Annotated in this window: 16 protein-coding genes; 11 read left to right on the top strand and 5 right to left on the bottom strand. The window is 41.0% G+C overall.

The genetic code is table 11. The features are described 5' to 3' along the window. The first annotated feature begins 97 nt into the window (after positions 1-97). The 3 genes from EV194_RS13545 to EV194_RS13555 all read left to right on the top strand — a co-directional run bounded on the left by EV194_RS13545 (position 98) and on the right by EV194_RS13555 (position 3,993). Positions 98-736 (top strand): DUF5020 family protein, encoded by a 639-nt coding sequence (locus EV194_RS13545; protein WP_262708676.1) that lies wholly within the window; start codon positions 98-100, stop codon positions 734-736. A gap of 25 nt (positions 737-761) precedes the next feature. Then, positions 762-2,054: an NCS2 family permease gene (locus EV194_RS13550; RefSeq protein WP_132434578.1), complete on the top strand. Its 1,293-nt coding sequence runs from the start codon at positions 762-764 to the stop codon at positions 2,052-2,054. 139 nt (positions 2,055-2,193) lie between these two features. After that, complete coding sequence (locus EV194_RS13555; protein ID WP_132434579.1) at positions 2,194-3,993, top strand: MutS-related protein; 1,800 nt, start codon at positions 2,194-2,196, stop codon at positions 3,991-3,993. A 14-nt stretch (positions 3,994-4,007) separates the two neighbouring features. Here EV194_RS13555 and EV194_RS13560 read toward each other — a convergent pair whose 3' ends face one another. After that, positions 4,008-4,973 carry a pectinesterase family protein gene (locus EV194_RS13560; protein ID WP_132434580.1) on the bottom strand — a complete coding sequence of 322 codons (966 nt, stop codon included), beginning with the start codon at positions 4,971-4,973 and terminating at the stop codon, positions 4,008-4,010. 172 nt (positions 4,974-5,145) lie between these two features. Here EV194_RS13560 and EV194_RS13565 point away from each other — a divergent pair, with 172 nt between their 5' ends. After that, complete coding sequence (locus EV194_RS13565; RefSeq protein ID WP_132434581.1) at positions 5,146-5,895, top strand: DNA alkylation repair protein; 750 nt, start codon at positions 5,146-5,148, stop codon at positions 5,893-5,895. Positions 5,896-5,900: 5 nt separating this feature from the next. Here the strand turns inward: EV194_RS13565 and EV194_RS13570 are convergent, their stop codons facing one another. Both EV194_RS13570 and EV194_RS13575 read right to left on the bottom strand, forming a co-directional pair. Then, positions 5,901-6,722: an ABC transporter permease gene (locus EV194_RS13570; RefSeq protein WP_132434582.1), complete on the bottom strand. Its 822-nt coding sequence runs from the start codon at positions 6,720-6,722 to the stop codon at positions 5,901-5,903. A gap of 24 nt (positions 6,723-6,746) precedes the next feature. After that, positions 6,747-7,709 carry an ATP-binding cassette domain-containing protein gene (locus tag EV194_RS13575; RefSeq protein WP_132434583.1) on the bottom strand — a complete coding sequence of 321 codons (963 nt, stop codon included), beginning with the start codon at positions 7,707-7,709 and terminating at the stop codon, positions 6,747-6,749. Positions 7,710-7,939: 230 nt separating this feature from the next. On the opposite strand from EV194_RS13575, the gene EV194_RS13580 reads away from it, so the two are divergent. Both EV194_RS13580 and EV194_RS13585 read left to right on the top strand, forming a co-directional pair. Beyond that, positions 7,940-8,404, top strand: a complete 465-nt coding sequence (locus EV194_RS13580) for a DUF1905 domain-containing protein (RefSeq protein ID WP_132434584.1) — start codon at positions 7,940-7,942, stop codon at positions 8,402-8,404. A 127-nt stretch (positions 8,405-8,531) separates the two neighbouring features. Next, positions 8,532-9,548 carry a pirin family protein gene (locus EV194_RS13585; protein ID WP_132434585.1) on the top strand — a complete coding sequence of 339 codons (1,017 nt, stop codon included), beginning with the start codon at positions 8,532-8,534 and terminating at the stop codon, positions 9,546-9,548. Between the two features lie 7 nt (positions 9,549-9,555). Here EV194_RS13585 and EV194_RS13590 read toward each other — a convergent pair whose 3' ends face one another. Both EV194_RS13590 and EV194_RS13595 read right to left on the bottom strand, forming a co-directional pair. Continuing rightward, complete coding sequence (locus EV194_RS13590; RefSeq protein ID WP_207916053.1) at positions 9,556-11,946, bottom strand: DUF5686 family protein; 2,391 nt, start codon at positions 11,944-11,946, stop codon at positions 9,556-9,558. 15 nt (positions 11,947-11,961) lie between these two features. Beyond that, on the bottom strand, positions 11,962-12,804 hold the full coding sequence (locus EV194_RS13595; RefSeq protein WP_132434587.1) for a pseudouridine synthase: 843 nt from the start codon (positions 12,802-12,804) through the stop codon (positions 11,962-11,964). Between the two features lie 373 nt (positions 12,805-13,177). Between EV194_RS13595 and glmM the strand changes: the two genes are divergently transcribed. From glmM to EV194_RS13620, 5 genes are all read left to right on the top strand, one after another. Next, a complete protein-coding gene (glmM, locus tag EV194_RS13600; protein ID WP_132434588.1) occupies positions 13,178-14,563 on the top strand; it encodes a phosphoglucosamine mutase in 1,386 nt (461 codons plus the stop codon). 571 nt (positions 14,564-15,134) lie between these two features. Continuing rightward, positions 15,135-16,556 (top strand): efflux RND transporter periplasmic adaptor subunit, encoded by a 1,422-nt coding sequence (locus tag EV194_RS13605; RefSeq protein ID WP_132434589.1) that lies wholly within the window; start codon positions 15,135-15,137, stop codon positions 16,554-16,556. 42 nt (positions 16,557-16,598) lie between these two features. Continuing rightward, positions 16,599-17,948: an ABC transporter permease gene (locus EV194_RS13610; RefSeq protein ID WP_132434590.1), complete on the top strand. Its 1,350-nt coding sequence runs from the start codon at positions 16,599-16,601 to the stop codon at positions 17,946-17,948. Positions 17,949-17,997: 49 nt separating this feature from the next. Next, positions 17,998-19,491, top strand: coding sequence for a TolC family protein (locus EV194_RS13615; RefSeq protein WP_132434591.1), 1,494 nt, complete (start codon positions 17,998-18,000; stop codon positions 19,489-19,491). 44 nt (positions 19,492-19,535) lie between these two features. Then, positions 19,536-20,789, top strand: a complete 1,254-nt coding sequence (locus tag EV194_RS13620; protein ID WP_132434592.1) for an efflux RND transporter periplasmic adaptor subunit — start codon at positions 19,536-19,538, stop codon at positions 20,787-20,789. Positions 20,790-20,849: the final 60 nt, after the last annotated feature.

Raw genomic sequence — 20,849 nt, forward strand, 5'->3', positions numbered from 1 at the left:
AAAAAATTAATTCCTATTTTTGAAAAAAATGCAGACCTAAAAAGTGTCCGGATAAATCCGGAATGGGTGTCCGAATAAAACAGAATGTGCAGCAAAGATCAATTCGCAAAACATTCAATTACATTATGATATGGGAAAGGATCGTGGCTATTTTACCACAACCCTTGAAATGTTTAAACCTGACCGATGGGGGAGTACCTTTTTCTTTGTTGACTTCGACTACAATGTAGGAGATGTGGAAGGAGTTTCTTTGGCCTATATGGACGTTTCAAGAGCATTGAGATTCTGGGATTCTCCATGGGCATTACAGGTGGAGTATAACGGAGGATTTGGACAATATGCACCTGGATTAGCATACCAAATTAACGATGCCTGGCTCACTGGTGCTCAATATACCTGGAATAATGCTGATTATTCAAGAATTTTCACCTTGCAGGGTTTGTATAAATATATTCAGGGTAAACATGATGCTTCTTTCCAGATAACGGGAGTGTGGACCATGCATTTTAAAGACAGAAAATTTACTTTTATGGGATTTGCCGATTTTTGGCGTGAAGACCATACTTTTTTTGGTGAGGAGGGCAGTACTAAATTTGTTTTCCTGAGCGAACCACAATTGTGGTATAACGTTAATGAACATTTTTCGTTTGGTGGAGAAGTGGAGTTGGCGACAAATTTTGCAGGTCACAAAGGATTTAAAGCATGTCCAACCATCGCGGTTAAATGGACTTTTTAGACATTAATCTTATATACTTTACACCATGTTGGAGAAGTTTTTTAAACTCAAGGAGAATAAAACCAATATCCGAACCGAATTCATAGCCGGAATCACCACATTTATGACCATGGCCTATATTTTGGCTGTGAACCCGGGTATCCTTTCGGCAACGGGAATGGATGTCAATGCGGTATTTACAGCAACTGCTTTATCAGCAGTTGTAGCAACCTTAGTGATGGCTCTTTGGGCTAAATTGCCTTTTGCGCTTGCTCCCGGAATGGGTCTGAATGCATTTTTTGCTTATACCGTTGTTATAACCATGGGGTATAGCTGGGAATTTGCTTTGACTGCGGTTTTTCTCGAAGGAATTATCTTTTTATTATTGACTGCATTTAATGTGCGGGAGTTAATAGTAAATGCCATTCCCATGAATATTAAACATGCCATTTCAGCCGGAATTGGTTTGTTTATTGCCTTTATTGGAATGCAAAATGCAGGCCTGATCGTGGCTAGTGAAGCAACCATGGTTACCCTTGGGGACATGAGTTCTCATACAATTTGGGTTGCCTTATTTGGTCTTTTACTTATTGGGGTTTTGCTTGCTTTGAAGGTTAAAGGAGCACTGCTTATTGGGATTTTTGCCAGTGCAATTATAGGAATTCCATTGGGAGTAACCACTCTTCCTGAAGGGACATTGGTCTCTCTTCCACCATCGCTGGAGCCTATTGCTTTTAAATTTGACTTTAGTCAAATTTTATCGGTTGATATGTTGATTATATTGCTCACATTCCTTTTTGTGGATTTATTTGACACCGTTGGAACTTTGGTGGGAGTAGCATCCAAAGCCAATATGATTGACAAAAATGGAAAACTTCCAAGGGTAAAGCAGGCTCTATTTGCTGATGCCATCGGAACCACTTTTGGCTCAATGATGGGAACATCGACAGTTACCACTTACGTTGAAAGTGCATCTGGTGTAGCAGAAGGTGGAAGAACAGGACTTACTTCGCTTACAGTGGCAGGAATGTTTACATTGGCCTTGTTTTTTGCTCCATTGTTTTTGATGGTTCCCGGGGCAGCCACTGCGCCTGCTCTGATTCTTGTTGGTTCTTTCATGATGTCGCCAATTCTGAAAATTAATTTTGATGACTATACAGAATCCATCCCTGTATTCCTTACCATTATCATGATGCCATTGAGTTACAGCATTGCAGAAGGTATTGTGTTTGGAATGCTTTCTTATGTAGGTCTGAAATTATTATCAGGTCGCCACAGGGAAATTTCACTGGTAATGTACATTTTAGCACTTCTGTTCTTAGCAAGTTTTTTCTTTTAGAAAAAACTTATCATGTCAGAAAAAAAGTTGTTCTCTGCATTGCAGGGAGCAACTTTTTTTATTTTTGTACAGGCTAGTAGTTTCATTTCAGCCATTATTCACTAACGATTAACACACATCTTTTTAAAATATAAAACCGATGACGCAAACTTCAATCAGCTATTATAAATCCCGAATTATTCTGTTAGAACAGGAAACAGAAAAACTCAAACGACGGTTTAAATTCCTCTTTTTTGCACGCATCGGTTTTTTCCTGATCTCTATAGTCTCTCTTGTATGGTTTACCACTCGTCCTGAATCCGCTTGGTTAATTGCTCTGTCAGTCCTGTCTTTTCTGTTGTTTCTAAGAGCGGTGGTTGTTGACCTGAAATTGGTTAAGCAACAGAAAGTTTTATCTAACAGGTTGCTCGTAAATCAGCGTGAACTTCGATTTTTATCATATGATTTTGATGATATGGATAATGGAGAGGATTTATCGAAGATAAATCCTCATTTGGCGGGAGACTTTGATTTATTTGGTGCTCATTCTCTGTTTCAGTATCTCAATCGTTCAGTTACCAAAGAGGGTCGAAAAAAGCTGGGGACATGTCTTTGCAAATGGTCAAAAAATGAAGAAGAGATTCTGCAAAAACAAAAAGCTGTCAGGGAACTATCAAAGAAGAGTGAATTTTTGGAGAATTTCCAGGCATTTGGCTTGCTTAATAAAGAAGTCGGCAATGAGCAGGATAAGCTGATAAAATGGCTTAATGAGCCTGAGTCAGGCGTAAGAAAACTCAAATGGCTGTTGATGCTCTATCCTTTTTGTGTATTTGCTTGGGTCGCATTGACCATTTTTGCTCTTTTGCCTGCATCTTCATTATGGTTGCTGGTGGGGATTGGATGGTGGTTAACGACCCGAAAATCAAAAGAAGTTCAGAGTGCTCACAATAATCTTGGTAAAAGTGCTTCAATTTTCCGCCTGTATGAGCGGTTGCTCATACAGATAGAAAATGAGAATTTTGATGCTTCATTCCTGAAGCATCAAAAAGAGAATTTAATCAATAATCATAAAAAGGGAGCCTCATTCTCTTTGAAAATCTTTTTCAGATTGCTCGAACGTTTTGATTACCGCTATAATTTGGTTGTAGGCTCTATCTTGAACATCCTGTTTTTGTTTGATTTACAGATATTGTATCGTTTAGAAAAGTGGAAGGAAGCGCATCGGGCATTGGTTCCGAGATGGTTGGAAGCCATGAACACTTTTGATGCGATGATTGGTTTTGCGCGTTTTGATTTTAACAACCAGAGTTATCTGGTTTACCCTGAAATCGCAAATGGTGATTTTAGTATTGATGCTAAAGATGTAGGCCATCCGTTAATTCCCGGTGATGAAAGAGTTTGTAATGATTTGGACATGCAGGGGCAGCCTCGTATCCTGGTGGTGACAGGCGCAAATATGGCCGGAAAGAGTACCTTTTTGCGCACGTTGGCTGTTAATTTAATTCTTGCAATGAATGGTGCTCCTGTCATGGCTCGTTTCATGCGTTTTACTCCGTGCGATATCATGTCGAGCATCAACATCCGTGACTCACTTTCGCATAAGGCGTCCTACTTTTATGCTGAACTAACCCGCATTCGTGAAATCATTGACCATGTTCAGTCTAAACCGAGAACATTGGTGGTTTTAGATGAAATACTGCGAGGCACCAATACGAAGGATAAACAGGCGGGCTCTATCGGGTTACTCGAAAAAATGATGGGACTTAATGCCGTCGTGGTTATTGCAACTCACGATTTGGTGATTGGTGAACTGGAGCAAAAATACCCTTCTGTTGTAATGAATCATTGCTTTGAGGTTGAGCTAAATGGTGACGAACTAGTATTTGATTATAAGTTAAAAACTGGTGTGAGTAAAAAGCTGAATGCATCTTTTTTAATGAAGAAAATGGGAGTGATTTAGTTTTGATTGTTGTTTTATTTGTCTGGAGTCCACTCACCAATGCCAAAGCTGAATATATTACCGATGGTGTAATCGTTTGCCTCCTCTTCGGTAAGAGCTATTACCCATTTTGCTCTGTTGGTTAAATCTGCACCTGGTCCTGTATTGCCATATTCTGCATAGAAGGCTGATTCGTCGCGGTTGGTTCCTGACCAGTTTGACCAGCCTTCAGGAAGAATGTGACTGCCAAGTTCACAATTCATAATTACTGTACGGGCATGGTCGCGCCAGGGGCGACCAAGAAAAACTTTGTCAACATTTTGATTCGCTGTGAGAGTGCAACTTATAAAAACAAACCCGAAAGGGATGTTTTTCGGAGTGCTTGCTGCAGTAATGTATGAGTTACTTTTGCTGTGTATTTGGCACTTGTGAAAAATGGCTGTTCCCTCACCAAAAATATAATCGGTCGTTCCATCAATATAGCATTGATAAAAATAATGTCTGCGACCTTCACCTGCTGAATATACTGTGTCCTGATGACCAAGCAACCGACAGTTGATGAAAGAACAACGGTCGCCTTCAACATGCAGGGCAACTGCTTGTCCAACAGGTCCGGCACTGTTTTCAATGGTCAGGTTTTTGGCCGTAAAATCATTGGCTTCCACTTTAAGCGTGTATGTATGAAAAGTACTGTTACGTCCCAGATTAATTTTATCAAAATAATTATCGTATGTGATAATGGTTTTTTCTGCTGATTCTCCTTTAAGGGTAAGTTTGGTATTCCATGAGTAAACCCGCACTTTTTCATTATAAACACCATTTTTTATGAAAATGGTGACGGGCTCATCAGGAAATGCCTGGGTGGCATTGATGGCTTCCTGAATTGTTAAAAAATCACCTGTCCCATCTTTGGAAACAATAAAGTTATAAGCTGTTTGAGAATTTGCTGTACACGAGAGCAGGATTAATATATATAAAGCGAAAAAGTATCTGGTAAGCATAGCTGTAGCGTTTTAGTTTAGTTTCTATATTTTAGTTGAGCCTGGAAGGTTATCTTCTAAATGACTTACAAAATTAGAAATATTCGCCAATAGTAGTAGCTTCTAAGTTTGTTTGAGATGAACAAACAAAAACAGATGATGTTAAATTAAATAGTTTTAAAACCATTTCAATATGCCTACAGATTATAGCATAACCAATAAATTTGGAGGAAACTTGGCCGGGATTTTGTCTGAAAAGATAAACCTTGTTTTTCCCGAATTTAATGATTCCCATTTTATCCTTAATGTAGAGAAGAAGTGTGTAGGGAAAACCTACACACAAAGGGTTGAATTGTTGGCAGATGAGTTGAAACACTTTTTACCGGATAATTATCAGCAATCGCTATTCATTTTGACGCAAATATTGGGTGAAGAAAACCCCAACGAAACAGGCATGTTCACAAATTATTACTGGATATTGCCAATTGGGAAGTTTGTTGAGAAATACGGGTTGAACCATCTGGAGATTTCACTGAATGCCATAGAAGAAATTACAAAACGCAATACTGGAGAGTATGCCATTCGGCCTTTCATCAGAAAATATCCGGAGGAGTCATTGAAGAGAATGAAGCAATGGGCGCGTTCAGATAGCTTTCATTTGCGAAGGTTGGCCTCAGAAGGACTCAGACCTAAACTGCCCTGGGCACCAAAGTTGGATGTTTTTATTGAAAAACCGGAACCGGTTTTTCAAATTCTGGATTTGTTGAAAGAAGATTCTGTGAAGTTTGTGAAGAAATCTGTCGCCAATCATCTAACCGATTACATAAAGGTGAATCCATCACCAACCAAATCATTGATAAGGCAATGGGCAAAAACTGATAATCCACATACCATGTGGATTATCAAGCATGCCACAAGAAAATTTCCGGAAATATGGGAATAGCCTATCTACTTTTTGTTTCTGAATAAAAACATGGTAATTGGACCAAAAATTCCAACCAATGTGGCCGATATGATGAGGACAATTCCGATGCCTTCAACTTCGGGTGCACCGTGCATTAATCCGCGCATTGCGGTGACAAGCCAGGTTACAGGATTTGCGCTTACAAACGCTTCGAGCCACGACGGCATTGTTTCAGGGTCAACAAAGATGTTGCTGGCAAAGGTCAATGGAAACAGAACAACGAAACTCAGAAAGAATAAAGATTCCTGTGAGCGCGCAATGAAACCGATGGATGTCCATATCCACGAGAGGCTAAATGAGAATACCAACAATAGTGCAACTGCCAGAAAAACCCCAATGAATCCGCCTTCGGGTTTAAATCCAAGAATCATTCCCAGGCTGATAACAATTGACGATGCAATGGTGTATCGGGCAGCATCTCCAAGTAATGCACCTACCAAAACCGAGGGTTGCCACACAGGCAGCGACCGGAAGCGGACAAAAACTCCTTTTCGAATGTCATTATTGACTGCCACTCCTGTGTACATTGTTATCATGGTCACTGTTTGAGCCAGAATGCCGGGTAAAAGAAATTGAAGATACTCCTCGGTGGAACCTGCAATGGCTCCTCCAAACATGTAGGTAAACAACAAAGTAAACATGATGGGGAAGGCGGTTACATCGAACAGTTGTTCGGGTACATGCTTGATTTTAAGCAGTGCGCGCCAGCCAAAAATGAGCGATGCTGTTACCGCATTTATTGGATTGGGGCGTGCTCCATGAGCAAGAAGAGACTGTATGCTTGCGGATTGGTTATTATTGTCCATTTTGTGTAACTTCAGTAAGTTGGTTTATTCTTCATTATTCTCTTCAACCGGTTTCCCGGTTAAGGCAAGAAAAACCTCGTCGAGACTTGGTTGCCCGAGCGAAAATCTGGATATTTCAATGCCTGCCGATGTAATTTCTGTTATAAGATTGGTTGCAGCCGAAACGTTCTCGGTTTGAACTGTTAGTAAATATGGGTCTGAATTGGTTTGTACATCGAGGTTTATTTTTTGTGTGATGATTTGGCGTGCTTTTTCAATTTGAGAGGCATCGTTAACGTTTAACCTCAGTACGTTTGAACCAACCGAAGCTTTTAGCTGAGATGGCGTACCTTCTGCTATGACTTTGCCATGGTCAATTACGGCAATTTTTTCTGCAAGCTGGTCGGCCTCATCCAGGTATTGAGTGGTAAGCAGCACTGTGGTTCCATCTGCAACCAGCGAGCGAATAATGTCCCAAACTTGATTACGGCTGCGGGGGTCAAGTCCTGTGGTCGGCTCGTCCAGGAAAATCAAAGCTGGACGAACCACAATACTTGCTGCGATATCCAAGCGTCTGCGCATTCCGCCGGAGTATGTTTTTACTTGTCGTTTAGCAGCATCCGAAAGTCCGAAACCGCTCAACAACTCCAAAGCTCTCTTTTTTGCGTTTTTTCCTGTGTATCCCAAAAGTTTAGCCAGAAGCAATAGGTTCTCAAGGCCGGTGAGGTCTTCATCTACAGAAGCAAACTGACCGGTAAGACTTACCAGCCGGCGGATGGTTTCTTTTTCCGTCACAATGTCATAACCCATAACTTTTCCACTCCCTGATGTGGGGTTGAGTAATGTTGCGAGCATTCTGATAAGTGTGGTTTTACCAGCTCCGTTGGGTCCGAGAATACCATAAACTCCACCTCTTTCTATTTTTAGGGAGATGCCGTTTACCGCTTTAACATCTTTAAAAAAACGTGTAATATTTTCGGTTTCTATGGCCAGAGGTATTTTGTTCATTTGTCTGTTTTTAACGTTGGGGTATATGATGCAGATTTTTGAGAATGGTTGCTCAGATGGGTTCTTCTTTTTTAGTCCTTTTATTTATAACTTACGTACCGAATTTCCCTGGGATATGTTTTAGGTACGGATTCCAATTTTGGGTATTAGTCCATTTTAATAGAGAAAAAACAGTCAAATTTAAGCAGGTTTATTAAATAGTTCAAGTGATTGAATTAAAAGGCTATTCAATGGCATCAATAAGCGAGGTAAGCGGAACATACTTGTTGCAAAAGTTTTCCGGAAAGGGAGGATGGACTTATTTGGAGGTTCCCGAAGTTGAACCTGATAAACATGCCTGGTTTGGAGAAGTAGAGGTTTCTGGTCGGATAGATAATTTCCGGTTTTCAAACCGGAAATTATTACCCATGGGCAATGGACGTCTTTTCCTGCCTGTGAATTTAAAAATCAGAAACGAAATACAAAAGGAAGCAGGAGAAACGGTTTATCTGGAACTGCAAATACATGCCAATGACGTGGTGACACCCGAGGAAATTCTTGATTGTTTTCAATACGAACCGCCAAATACATACAAGAACTACTTAAATCTCTCTAAAGAAGAGAAAAAAACATATTTAGATTTTATTCTGGAAGCCAAAAGTGATGACGTAAAAGTTCATCGCATCATTAAAATGATGAATGACTTGTCAGAGTAATGATGCTTTAATTCTATGGATAATTGCATAATAAGGTTTATCTTTATTACAACAAGAGTTCATCCATATTTGGGTGAATTGAAATGAAATCTGCTGATTTTTTATTCATCGACTAAATCAAACCAATATGTATAACAAGCTAATCACCGACATCAAACCATTAGGATTTAAATGGGAAACGCAGGACCCTTTTCTTTTTTGTGTTCATCACGATGATGATTATCCAAAAGGGAATGAGGAATTTGGACCGGATGCTTCTTTGGAAGGTCGAAATCTGGGGCAGGATTTTACGACAAAGGATGGATGGCGAATGTACCATGGCGAGAAGGTTCCCGGTTTTCCGGCGCATCCGCACAGAGGTTTTGAAACGGTAACCATTGTACTTACCGGTTATGTTGACCATTCCGATTCACACGGTGCTTCGGGGCGATATGGTGAGGGAGATGTACAATGGATGACAGCCGGTGCAGGGTTACAGCATTCTGAAATGTTTCCATTAATCCATAAAGACAAACCAAACCCCCTGGAACTTTTTCAGGTTTGGCTCAATTTACCCAAAAAGAGCAAATTTGCCGAGCCACACTATAAAATGTTATGGGCCGAGGATATTCCGCTGCATATAGAAAAGGATGAAAACGGGAAAGCCATAGAAGTGACCGTAATTGCAGGTAAAATTGGTAAAGTTGCAGCTCCTTCTCCGGCGCCTGATTCATGGGCTGCTGATTGCGATAATGAGGTTGGCATTTGGCTGATTAAAATGGAGGCAGGAAGCCAATGGACTTTGCCTTCAGCTTCGCTGGAAGTTAACAGGTCGCTCTATTTTTACAAGGGTTCGGAAATAAATATTGCCGGAATTGATGTAAATGCTTATAATTCCATTGATTTATTGGCAGACCAGCCGGTGGTGATTAAAAATGGAGATGCCGATGCATATTTATTATTGCTGCAGGGAATGCCAATCAATGAACCTGCAATTCAACACGGACCTTTTGTTATGAACACAGCAGCCGAAATTCAACAAGCTTTTTCTGATTACCGGAGAACTCAATTTGGTGGTTGGCCATGGAGTAGATACGACAATGTTCATGACAGAAATTCTGGTAGATTTGCCAAATATGCCGATGGAAAGGAGGAATCCCGGTAAAAGCAACTTAAAATCCGATTTCGGCGCCAATGGTAAAACTCCAGTTGTTAATGTCTTTATCGTGGCTGTACGGGCCATATCTGTAATGAATGCCCAACCCGTATTTTAAAATCATTTGGCGAAACAAATTCCCGAAATAGATTCCACTTTCAAAATACCCTTTGTTGAAAGTGTTAACTGTTTCTGAATATTTTGATGCGACATCACTCCAGCCTGCGGAAGTGGAAAGAGTGATTTCAGGCTTAAATCTACCCGGCCGGTTCACACGGGTAGGTATTGTTGCACCAACAAAAACAAGTCCGAATGTGTTGGCTGCAAATTCGTTGGGAGCCATGGTCGCAAATGAGTAACGTGATTCAATACTCAAGCCTCTGTTGTAGGTTCCGAAAGCACTGTATAGATGCGTTGGAGTATGGTTGCCCCACAAATGTGCTCCCGTTAACCGAAAATGCCCTTTGACGACGGGTGAAATTCTGAAGTGATGTTCAACTTGAGCTTCGGTTTTCTGGTAGGAGATGGACGCATCTGAGTTTCCATGACCTGTTGCAAAATTTGCCCAAATTGAAGGCATCTCACCTCCGGTGGAAGTCAAACCAAATCCAGTGTATGCCAACCTGATACGAGGTTGCCATTTCAGCCTGATGCCGGTTTCGTGTGCAGTGAATTCAGGAACAATTTCATCGGTAAACATGTAAGGATAGTGCATGACGGGAGTAACTTCCTTGTATTGATAAACCAGTTCTGTTTTTAGTCGACTGAAAATACGGCTTGTAAAAGCCGTATTGATTTGCCGTGAATGGTCGGCAGTTTCCATGGCCATGTTTTTAAATCGTTCCGAAGAAGTTGGTTCGTATCCATCTAAAAAGCTGAAATTACCGGTTGGTGCAAGACTCTGTTCTGCAGAAATTTTCCAGGATTGTTCATGAATCCGGTTGAACCGAAAACACAAATTTGCACCGTAATTGTTATCCCGCGATTTAAAACTCCGGGTATAAAACCCTCCTGTACTCACGTAGCGCGATACACGGTCGCTGGTTTGAAGTCCAATTCCTGCGATAAGTCCTTCGTACCTGTTGAAATCCAGCAGTTTGGATAGGTTCAGGTTGACATATCCCAACGGAATAAAGCCTTCCATCAGGTTTCTCTGGAAATTTATAAGCCGGTCCAGATTATGAACCCTCCCCAGGCTGTCGAGCAGATGATAGGTTGCCGAATCGCGTGCTGTCAAAGGCCGATATCGGTGCATGTCAATGGGTGGAGCGTTAGTGCTCCCTGATTCATCAATAAGGTACAGATTGCTGAAATCCCTTGAAGTAAACTCCGGTTCTAAATTCACCGCGGTAACCATACTTCTTCCTTCTCCTGTAACAGGAAAAGGGAATGCTTGTCCTAAAGCCGTTTCTCGCATGATTAATCGTGTTTCCAACTGTTCCGGAAACCAATGATGATGATTATACAGCTTATAATTTTGGCGTATTGATAGTTCATAAAGCAACTGGTTCTCATCGGCTGTTGCAGAAACTGTTTGTATTCCCCAGGTTGGTTCATGTATATGCAAAGAGCCTGTCATTCCCCTTATATTTGACCCCTGTCGGGGTTCAAATGAGATGTAAAAAATGGTGTCGCCATTGTTTTGAATCAGGGTGTCTTCAATAAGAAACAGATAACTTCTTAAGCCTCGGTTTGAGACGGGATTGAGAAGGTCAGTATCAAGCAGCCTGATATAGTCATCATAGAATGTGAAAGGTTGAAGCTGGCTTGGCAGAACGGCCAATGCTGGTTGTTGAAATCCGCTCACTCTACCTGATATGACTCTCTCATTGGTTCTGGAAGGCGGCATGTGTTTGCGTTCCGACACGGATTCAATCAGCAAAAGGTCGTTGTCGCGGTTAAATTCCCATAGACGACGGGTTTCTTCGTTGGTGGTTATCAGTGTATCGGGAATTTCCATCCCGAATGTCATTTTATGGTAAACAATGCAACTGTATGGTGTTTTGTTGTCAGGATTATTGTTGTTCCTGTTCTCAACGGCATTTCGAATAATCCTCAGCGCTGGATTTTCATCAGCAAGAATGGTCACCTGCTCCAATTCTATATCCACAGGTTTTATCAGAACGGTTTGTCCATTCTGCATAGTATCGGTATTGATGGTCAGGGGTGCATATCCCAGAGAACTGATTCTGATGATATTGGAAGCCGCTGAATGGGGGATGGTAAAATTTCCGTTTATATCAGATACTGTACCTTGTTGTGAATCTCCAAAAACAATGTTGGCAAAAGAAACCGGTGAATGATTTTTAGCGTTTTTTACAGTAAAGTTTAATGCGTTTTGGGAAAACGCATTAAAAATACCAAAATTTAAGAGAAAGAAACAGATTAAGGCATTTGTTTTAAGCATCATTAAATGTTTAGGTTAGAACATTCCGGCTTTTAGAAATTTTACTTCATCGGGGGTTAGAAATCTCCATTTTCCGCGGGGCAGATTTTTTTTGGTGAGTCCTGCAAACCACACTCTGTCAAGTTTTTCTACATTGTAGCCGAGATGCTCAAAAATCCTGCGTACAATGCGGTTTCTACCCGAGTGTATTTCAATTCCAACCTGTTTTTTGTCTTCCTGGTGTGCGTAACTTACCGCATCAACCTTAATTATTCCGTCTTCCAGTTCAATGCCTTTGGCAATGGCATCAATATGTGCTTTTGAGACCGGCTTGTCTGTAAAAATATGGTATATTTTCTTGATTTCCGAAGATGGATGCGTGAGTTTTTTTGAGAGGTCACCATCGTTGGTAAGCAGCAAAACCCCTGTGGTGTTTTTATCCAATCGGCCAACAGGGTAAACTCTCTCATCGCAAGCCTCTTGAACCAGGTCGAGAACGGTACGCCGGCCTTCCGGGTCTGATGATGTGGTAACCATGTCTTTGGGTTTGTTTATGAGGATGTATACCCTGTGTTCGGGGTTGAGTTTCTTTCCATCATATTTTACAACATCATCTTTACTCACTTTCAACCCAAGTTCTTTCACCACTTTGCCATTTACGGTAATAAGGCCTTTGGATATTAGCTCATCGGCATCCCGGCGGCTGCATACACCGCTGTTGGAAATGTAGCGGTTAAGCCTTATCAAGTCCGAAGTTTCTGGTTCTTCGTACTTTGGCTTTTGTACTCTTTTGGGAAGTTGATTTCGTTTTGAGAAAGGTTTTACCGTTCTGTTTTTATCCTGATTCTGTTTGTTGAAGGTGCGTTTTTGATTTCGCATTATTTTTTTATTTGACTTGTGAACTGTTTTATTTTTTTGCAAAAATGCAAAAAAATAACCGGATAAACTTATTTTTCAATAAGGTAACTAATAAAAGATTCTTCATGTGCGGTAAAAGTAAATGTTGGCATGAGAATTAATTTTATGAAGAATGGGTTGTGCCGCCTACTTTATTTTGATTTATCTTTGAAGTTTGAGATACAATAGATCGTTAGACTTTTAGATTATTAGATACAATTAAGTTTCTTATTATCAACTGATTACACAACACCATGGTGAATTCATAAACGCTTGATAATTAGGTAAATAAAAAAGATTAACGAACTATTAAGATAAAAACAGGATTAAAAATTTAATAATTCATATCGAAAAAATGGCATTAATAAAATCAATTTCAGGAATACGAGGAACCATAGGAGGCAAACCCGGAGAAGGCTTAAGCCCCATAGATGTAGTACGTTTTACTTCGGCTTACGGGATGTGGCTAAAGGAGCGATGCGGTAAGGCACAACCATCAGTAGTGGTTGGTCGTGATGCCCGTATTTCGGGTGAAATGGTAAAAAATCTGGTGATTGGCTCTTTGCAGGGTTTGGGAATCAATGTGATTCACCTTGGTTTGGCTACCACGCCAACCACCGAAGTATCCGTTGTTGAACACAAAGCCGATGGTGGAATCATTCTTACAGCCAGTCACAATCCAAAACAATGGAATGCACTCAAACTATTAAATGAAAAGGGAGAGTTTTTGAATGCAGCCGATGGAGAACGTGTTCTTGCTATTGCAGAACAGGAGGCTTTTGTTTATGCCGATGTGGATGAAATCGGGAACATGGTTGAAGATACCGATTCATTAAAAAAACATATAGAAAGTGTATTGTCTCTGGAATTGGTGGATGTGGAAGCCATTAAAAAGGCCGAATTTAAAGTGGCCGTTGATTGCGTTAATTCAGTGGGAGGTGTTGCAATACCGGCCATGCTAAAAGCGTTGGGAGTGACCGAGGTTCTTGAGTTGTATTGCGAGCCCAACGGACAATTTCCGCACAATCCGGAACCACTCCCTGAGCATCTTACAGATATTTCTGAACTCATAAAAAAAGAGAAAGCCGATGTGGGTTTTGTGGTTGACCCGGATGTTGACCGTTTGGCCATCATCAGCGAAGATGGCTCCATGTTTGGTGAGGAATACACATTGGTTGCCGTGGCCGATTATGTGTTGGCCAATACACCCGGAAATAGTGCTTCAAATTTAAGTTCGAGCAGAGCGCTGCGTGATGTCACTGAAAAGCATGGCGGAAGCTATGCCGCTGCAGCTGTAGGGGAGGTGAACGTGGTTGAAAAGATGCATGAAATAAATGCCGTGATTGGCGGGGAAGGCAATGGGGGAATCATTTATCCTGCCAGCCATTATGGTCGCGATGCATTGGTAGGCGTGGCTCTTTTTCTGACACATCTTGCCAAAACCGGTAAGAAATGCTCTGAATTGCGTAAAGAATATCCTTCCTATTTTATGTCGAAAAATAAAATTGAACTGACTCCGGAAATTGATGTGGATGGCATTCTGTTAAAAGTAAAAGAGAAATTTCAAAATGAAAAGGTTACTGATATTGATGGGGTGAAAATTGATTTTGCCGACCGTTGGGTTCATTTGCGAAAGTCGAATACAGAGCCAATCATTAGAATTTACTCCGAAGCACCTTCAATGAAAGAGGCAGAAAGCATTGCTCTTGAAATCATTGAAGTGATAAAAAGCCTGGCATAAAGTGTAATTGCAGGTTAAGTGTTGATCATAATCTGTATATGGTTGAAACAGTATAGAAAATAGGAGAGTTATAATTTGCAGAGGAGGTTTTGGAGTTAGAGAGCTCTGATGATTCGTCATGCTTTTTTAAAGTCGATTAATCCGACATCCGAGAATGTTATACTCAAATGATTTGAACCTGTTTTAATGTATAAAGGCGAACTTCGCGTCATAAATTATCGTTATGGATAATTCTTGGATGCTAGCAGGTTAGATAAATCACCTTTATAAACGCACTTTTTGATAGGATGCCTTTGTGATTATAAAGAATGACGGTTTGTGAAATTTGATATTTAAATCCTAAAAAAGGTTTTGATTAATATTTGACACGAAGTTTGTCCTTCCATGATTCGGTTAAAGTTGGTTGTGGCGTTTGTCCACATATGCAAGCAGTTATAATGATATTAATTTTGGGTTGATGATGTATTTTATGTTTTATTGATGATTTTTATCAATTAATTTTAAGGTTGGATTTAAACTTTAACTTAAACGTTGTGTCATATAGAAAAATCATATTTGTTATATATAAAGCATGCAAAACAGGAATTCTATTGTCAAGAGAGTAGCCATTGGAGCGGCAGTGGTGATTGTGTTGATTTTTGGTTTTTGGATATTTCGCGGAACAGCACTAACAGGAGATATTTTAATTGAGGCACATGTACAGCGTGGAGCCTTTGTAGCCGAAGTATATTCCACCGGACAATTACAGGCTGAAAATGCTACATTTATTGAGGTTCCCTCTGAGTTATCAAGCCGTCGTATTAATATTTTCGAAATTCAGGTTACCGACCTGGTAGAGGAGGGTACAGTAGTTGAAGAGGGGGACTTTGTAGCTTCGCTTGATCATAGTGCCATTGAGGAGTTACTCAATGACGCCAGAGATGAACTGGAGCGTTCGCTTCAGGCATTGGAGGATGCACGCATTGATACCAATATAAACATGAGTAATCTGAGGGATGGCCTTGTGAATGCTCGTGTAGCTGTTGAAGAGCGTAGATTGGTAATGGAGCAATCCATTTATGAATCACCTGCAGTTCAACGTCAGGCTCAATTGGATTATGATCGTGCTGAACGAAATCTTGCACAAGAATTAAGTAATTACAGTCTCAAGGAACGACAGGCAAGGCATAGTGTTGAGAGAGCTTTGGAAGATGTTCGTCGTAACCGTGAGAGTGTTGAAGATATTGAACGACTGTTCAATGCTCTTGATGTTCGGGCTCCCAAGCCGGGAATGGTGATATACAGTTATGACCGATTAGGAAGTAAAATCAGGGTAGGAAGTACAGTAAGTCGATGGGCTCCAAGAATAGCTGAGCTGCCTGACTTGTCATCCATGATCTCCAATACGTTCATCAATGAATCAGATATTTCCCGTATAAGACCCGGCCAAAAAGTTGTGGTTGGGGTAGATGCTTTTCCGGAAAAGCGTTTTGATGGGGAAGTTATCACTGTGGCAAACATCGGTCAGATTTTGCCCAATAGCGATGCCAGAGTTTTTGAAGTCACCATTCGGCTTTTTGGAACCGATCCAGAACTTCGTCCAGCAATGACTACCAGTAATATTATAACGGTTGATAGGATGGAGGATGTCTTATATATACCGCTTGAGGCAGTTTACAGAACCGATAGTACCAGGTATGTTTTTACTCGAACCAATCAAATAGTTCGTCAGATTATCGATCCCGGAATGGAGAATTCGAACCACGTAGTGGTTCGCAATGGATTGGAAGAAGGTCAGGTGGTATTCTTAAACCCCCCGTCTAATCGAGAAGAATTGCCCCTCCTTGGAGAAGAAATATATAAAGAGATCCTTCAGCGCGAAGAAGAAGCAGCTAAAGATTCTTTGGAGCAGCATATGCAGGAAGAGCCGCGAAGGCGTGGTCCGAGAGATGGTGATGGAGAAAGGCGAAGAAGATCAGATGGTGAGGGAAGACGCAATCCAATGCCTCAATAACATTATTGCGTATTTCTTTCAATACGAAAAACAAGATTTGAGATGAGACAGATTAAGAGACTTTTTACAAGATATATTCATGATGTCATTATAGCTGTTGAAGCCATTTTGGCCAATAAAATGAAATCCATGCTTACTGCATTGGGTATCATGTTTGGAGTAGCAGCAGTAATTAGTATGCTGGCCATTGGTCGGGGTGCTCAGCAAGAAGTGTTGGAGCAAATCAGACTCGTTGGTGTTAACAACATTATAGTGAGTCCTTCCGATATTGTTTTAGGCTCACCTAATGCCGGAGGGAGCGATTCCAGAAGGTTTTCACCGGGATTGACGCTTTTGGATGCCATGGCCATTGAAGAAGCCATTCCTACAGTCTCTCGTTTGAGCCCTGTTATAAGTATGAATTATCATGCCGTACTTGAGGGACGAAGTTATCCTGTGGTACTGGAAGGAGTATCTTCCAACTACTTTGATTTACTCAATATTAATCTGGTTGAAGGCAAAGTTTTTAATCAGGTTCAGAGTGAAGGTGGGTTTCCTGTTGCCATTATCGGGGATAATATCCGAAACCGTTTCTTTAGCACCCAGGATCCCATAGGAAGGTATATTAAATGCGGAAATACATGGTTAAAAGTTATTGGAGTAATAGAGCGCCGTGATTTTACCGCTTCTGCTTCAGATGAGATGGGGATCAGCAGTACCGATAATAAAATATTTATCCCCACCCAAACCATGTTAATGCGTTTCAGAGACAGAGCCAGAGTAAATCCTGAAGTTTTGGAAAGTATTGCACGCGGAGGTGGTAATGCCAATTCCGGAAATAACGGGAATGGCGTTGTAACGGCCAATCATCAATTGGATAAAATCATTGTTCAGGTTGATGAAACAGAGAATTTAAGTGTTACAGCTGATATCATTACCAGGATGCTGTTACGCAGACATTCTGATATTTATGATTTTGAAGTTACAGTGCCAGAGCTTTTATTAAAACAGCAACAAAAAACAAATGATATTTTTAATATTGTTTTAGGCGCTATTGCCAGCATTTCCCTCATTGTAGGAGGAATTGGGATCATGAACATCATGCTGGCATCGGTTTGGGAAAGAATCAGGGAAATTGGAACACGACAGGCCATTGGGGCTTCAAGAAAAGATATAGTTGTTCAGTTTCTGGCTGAATCTACCTTGATAAGTGTTACAGGTGGTATGATCGGAATTGTGTTGGGCGTTATTTTAGCTCGTTTAATTCATGTTATGGCTGATATTCAAACTATTGTGAGCCTATTTTCTGTTTTGGTGGCTTTTGGTGTGTCAGCAACAGTTGGAATTGTTTTTGGTTATATTCCTGCGAAAAGAGCTTCGGAACAGGATCCGGTTGAGTCTTTGCGTCATTAGAATACTAATACATTCACGGAGTTACGTTTTATTTAGAAATTTGAGAGTAATGAGAATAGTTTTTTTTCTGATTTGTTTCGGAATATTAGGAAGTTTGAGCGTGAAGAGCCAGAATGGTGAGGTGATAGAAGTTGATTTAACCTTGGATGAAGTGATTGATTTGGCGCATCAGCAGTCCCTTTTTAGCTTTCGGGCCAGAAATATGTATTTATCCCGGTACTGGGAGTTTCGAAGTTACAGAGCAGATCGTTTACCTAGTTTGGTGCTGAACTCAACACCCATTAATTTTGACCGTTCGGTTGTTGAGAGATGGGATCCGGAGCAGGAGCAGGATCGATTTGTTTCACTCTCTTCATTCTCTTCGAACGCAGCCTTGTCCGTGCGGCAAAATGTTACTTTAACGGGAGGTGTATTCGATGTTACTTCCTCACTGAGTCGACGCGAGGACATTGACAGGGGAATGGTTGAATATGCATCAGTTCCCGTGAGTGTCGGATTCACCCAGTCATTGAACGGTTATAACCGTTTCAGGTGGGAGTCGCGAATAGAGCCACTTAAGTTTGAACAGGCAAAGCTTGATTATTTACAATCCATTGAGCAGTTATCTGTTCAGGCAACCAATCACTTTTTTAATGTCGCAACAGCCGAAATCAATCAAAGAATTGCACGCGTTAATTATGCCAATGCTGACACCTTGTATCGCATTGGTCGCGGACGCTTTGAAATTGGAACTGTTACGCAGGATGAACTTCTGGATTTGGAACTGGGTTTACTTAATGCTGAATTGGCTGTAAGTCGTGCAGAGATTGACGTAAAGCAGGCTCATGCTTCTCTGAACTCATTTTTAGCTCTGGATGATGATATCCGTGTACGCGTTATTGTCCCTGATAATATTCCAGAATTGCAGGTTGATGTGGATTTGGCCTTGCATCTGGCGCTTGAAAACAACCCGGACATTTTGTCCTATCAACGACAAGTGTTGGAAGCTGAACAAAATGTTGCCAGAACCCGTTCTGAAACAGGTTTGAATGCCAATATCAGAGCAAATCTTGGTATAAATAAAAATGCGGGAGACATTGATCTGGCCTATCGCAGTCCTTTTCTGGAACAGCAACAGTTTAGGGTTGGCGTAAGTATGCCAATTGTTGACTGGGGCGTTCACCGAGGAAGGGTTCAAATGGCAAGATCTAACCAGGAGGTTACAGAGGCAACTGTTATGCAGGCACTTCAGGATTTTGAACAGGATGCCATCATCTCTGTATTGGATTTCAACCTTCAGAGAAACCAGGTAGCAATTGCTGCCCGTGCTGATACCATAGCACAAATGGGATACGATGTTACCATGCAACGCTTTATGATAGGTAAAGTGGATGTCATCCGATTGAATTCTGCACGGAATTCACTGGATGCTGCACGTAGAGCCTATATAGATGCTTTGCGAAGATATTGGGTGAGTTATTATGGTATCCGTCGAATGACGCTTTTTGATTTTATTGAAAATCGGGCTTTAATTGACGAACTTGACGAGTTGTTGCAAAGATAAAGTGAAGTTAATCTAAGTTCTGATAACAGACAAAATACAGACAGATGAAGAAAAATATTTGGCAATTGATAGCTCCGTTGGGTCTGGTTGTAGTTACATTGGTGGTTTATGCACTTGCAACCCGCGAATCCGATCGGGAACCTGATGTTGTCAGGGTTGAAAAAGGTACTTTTGAAGTTGTCGTATCAGCATCAGGAGAGTTAGAAGCATTAGAATACGAGCAGATTACTATTCCAGACGTGTTGCTTGACAGAACCATTCGCGTTCGTCACATACAAATTACTGATATGATCCGTGAAGGAACAGTTGTATCAAGAGGAGACTATGTTGCAACACTTGATCCGGGAGAAGTGGAAGATCGTTTACGACAAGCTCAGGATCGACTGGAGATGTATCTTAATAATCTAGAAAACAACAGGATAGATAGTTCTCTTGTTTTAAGCGATGCGAGAGATGCCATTCGTCAGGCACGTGACCAGGTTCTGGACATGCAAATCAGATTGGAGCAATCTGCTTTTGAGTCAGAAGCTGTTCAACGTCAGGCTCAGATTAGTCTAGAGCGGGCAGAGAGAGATTACCAGCAGCGACATCGTAATTATACTCAAACGCGTCGAAGACTTGAACTGCGTATCCGCAGGGCAATGGATAATGTTGAAGATACAGAAAAAGAGATACAGGTAATAGAGCAGTTAAAGCAAGATTTGAGAATTACTGCACCTGCCGACGGAATGGTTGTGTATGCAAGGGGCAATGATGGTCAAAAAATACGTGTTGGATCGCATGTTAGTCGTTGGAATCCTTTAATAGCTACATTGCCTGATCTGTCTACCATCCAATCTGTGGTTGATGTTAAAGAGATTGATATTGCAAAAATTCGTCCCGGTTTGCCTGTAAGGGTCAGAATTGACGCTTTTCCGGATGACCGATTTACTGGTGTTGTGAAACGAGTGGCAAACATCGGTCAGGAGCAAAGTAACGACTTTTTTAATGTTTTCAGAGTCGAAATAGAAGTTAATCCTGAAGGCAGAACACTTCTGCCTGGAATGACCTCTTCTAATAACATCGTGGTGGAGTCAGTGAGAGACGCTATTATTGTTCCACGACTGGCAGTATTTACCGACTCAGATAACATTCGATATGTATTTAAAAGGGAAGGGTTGTCCGTTGTAAAACAGCAGATTAGAACTTCTGGGGAAAATGATAACTTTTTTAAGGTGGTTGATGGAATTGAAGAAGGTGACCGGGTTATGCTGACACCTCCCTCAAATGCAGAAACTCTTAAACTGGTTTCCCTGTAAACATTATTCGGGATATGTCAATTTGTTCTTATGTCTGCTTTATTTTGAATAGAGAAAGGT

The organism is Natronoflexus pectinivorans (genome assembly GCF_004345615.1).
In the GTDB taxonomy this organism is placed as follows: Bacteria; Bacteroidota; Bacteroidia; order Bacteroidales; family Marinilabiliaceae; genus Natronoflexus; species Natronoflexus pectinivorans.

Coding starts and splice junctions, on each gene's coding strand:
- EV194_RS13615 (WP_132434591.1), top strand. CDS start 17,998: ATGAGAATAGTTTTTTTTCTGATTTGTTTCGGAATATTAGGAAGTTTG.
- EV194_RS13570 (WP_132434582.1), bottom strand. CDS start 6,722: ATGGACAATAATAACCAATCCGCAAGCATACAGTCTCTTCTTGCTCAT.
- EV194_RS13580 (WP_132434584.1), top strand. CDS start 7,940: ATGGCATCAATAAGCGAGGTAAGCGGAACATACTTGTTGCAAAAGTTT.
- EV194_RS13590 (WP_207916053.1), bottom strand. CDS start 11,946: ATGCTTAAAACAAATGCCTTAATCTGTTTCTTTCTCTTAAATTTTGGT.
- EV194_RS13565 (WP_132434581.1), top strand. CDS start 5,146: ATGCCTACAGATTATAGCATAACCAATAAATTTGGAGGAAACTTGGCC.
- EV194_RS13605 (WP_132434589.1), top strand. CDS start 15,135: ATGCAAAACAGGAATTCTATTGTCAAGAGAGTAGCCATTGGAGCGGCA.
- EV194_RS13610 (WP_132434590.1), top strand. CDS start 16,599: ATGAGACAGATTAAGAGACTTTTTACAAGATATATTCATGATGTCATT.
- glmM (WP_132434588.1), top strand. CDS start 13,178: ATGGCATTAATAAAATCAATTTCAGGAATACGAGGAACCATAGGAGGC.
- EV194_RS13595 (WP_132434587.1), bottom strand. CDS start 12,804: ATGCGAAATCAAAAACGCACCTTCAACAAACAGAATCAGGATAAAAAC.
- EV194_RS13550 (WP_132434578.1), top strand. CDS start 762: ATGTTGGAGAAGTTTTTTAAACTCAAGGAGAATAAAACCAATATCCGA.
- EV194_RS13555 (WP_132434579.1), top strand. CDS start 2,194: ATGACGCAAACTTCAATCAGCTATTATAAATCCCGAATTATTCTGTTA.
- EV194_RS13575 (WP_132434583.1), bottom strand. CDS start 7,709: ATGAACAAAATACCTCTGGCCATAGAAACCGAAAATATTACACGTTTT.
- EV194_RS13560 (WP_132434580.1), bottom strand. CDS start 4,973: ATGCTTACCAGATACTTTTTCGCTTTATATATATTAATCCTGCTCTCG.
- EV194_RS13620 (WP_132434592.1), top strand. CDS start 19,536: ATGAAGAAAAATATTTGGCAATTGATAGCTCCGTTGGGTCTGGTTGTA.
- EV194_RS13585 (WP_132434585.1), top strand. CDS start 8,532: ATGTATAACAAGCTAATCACCGACATCAAACCATTAGGATTTAAATGG.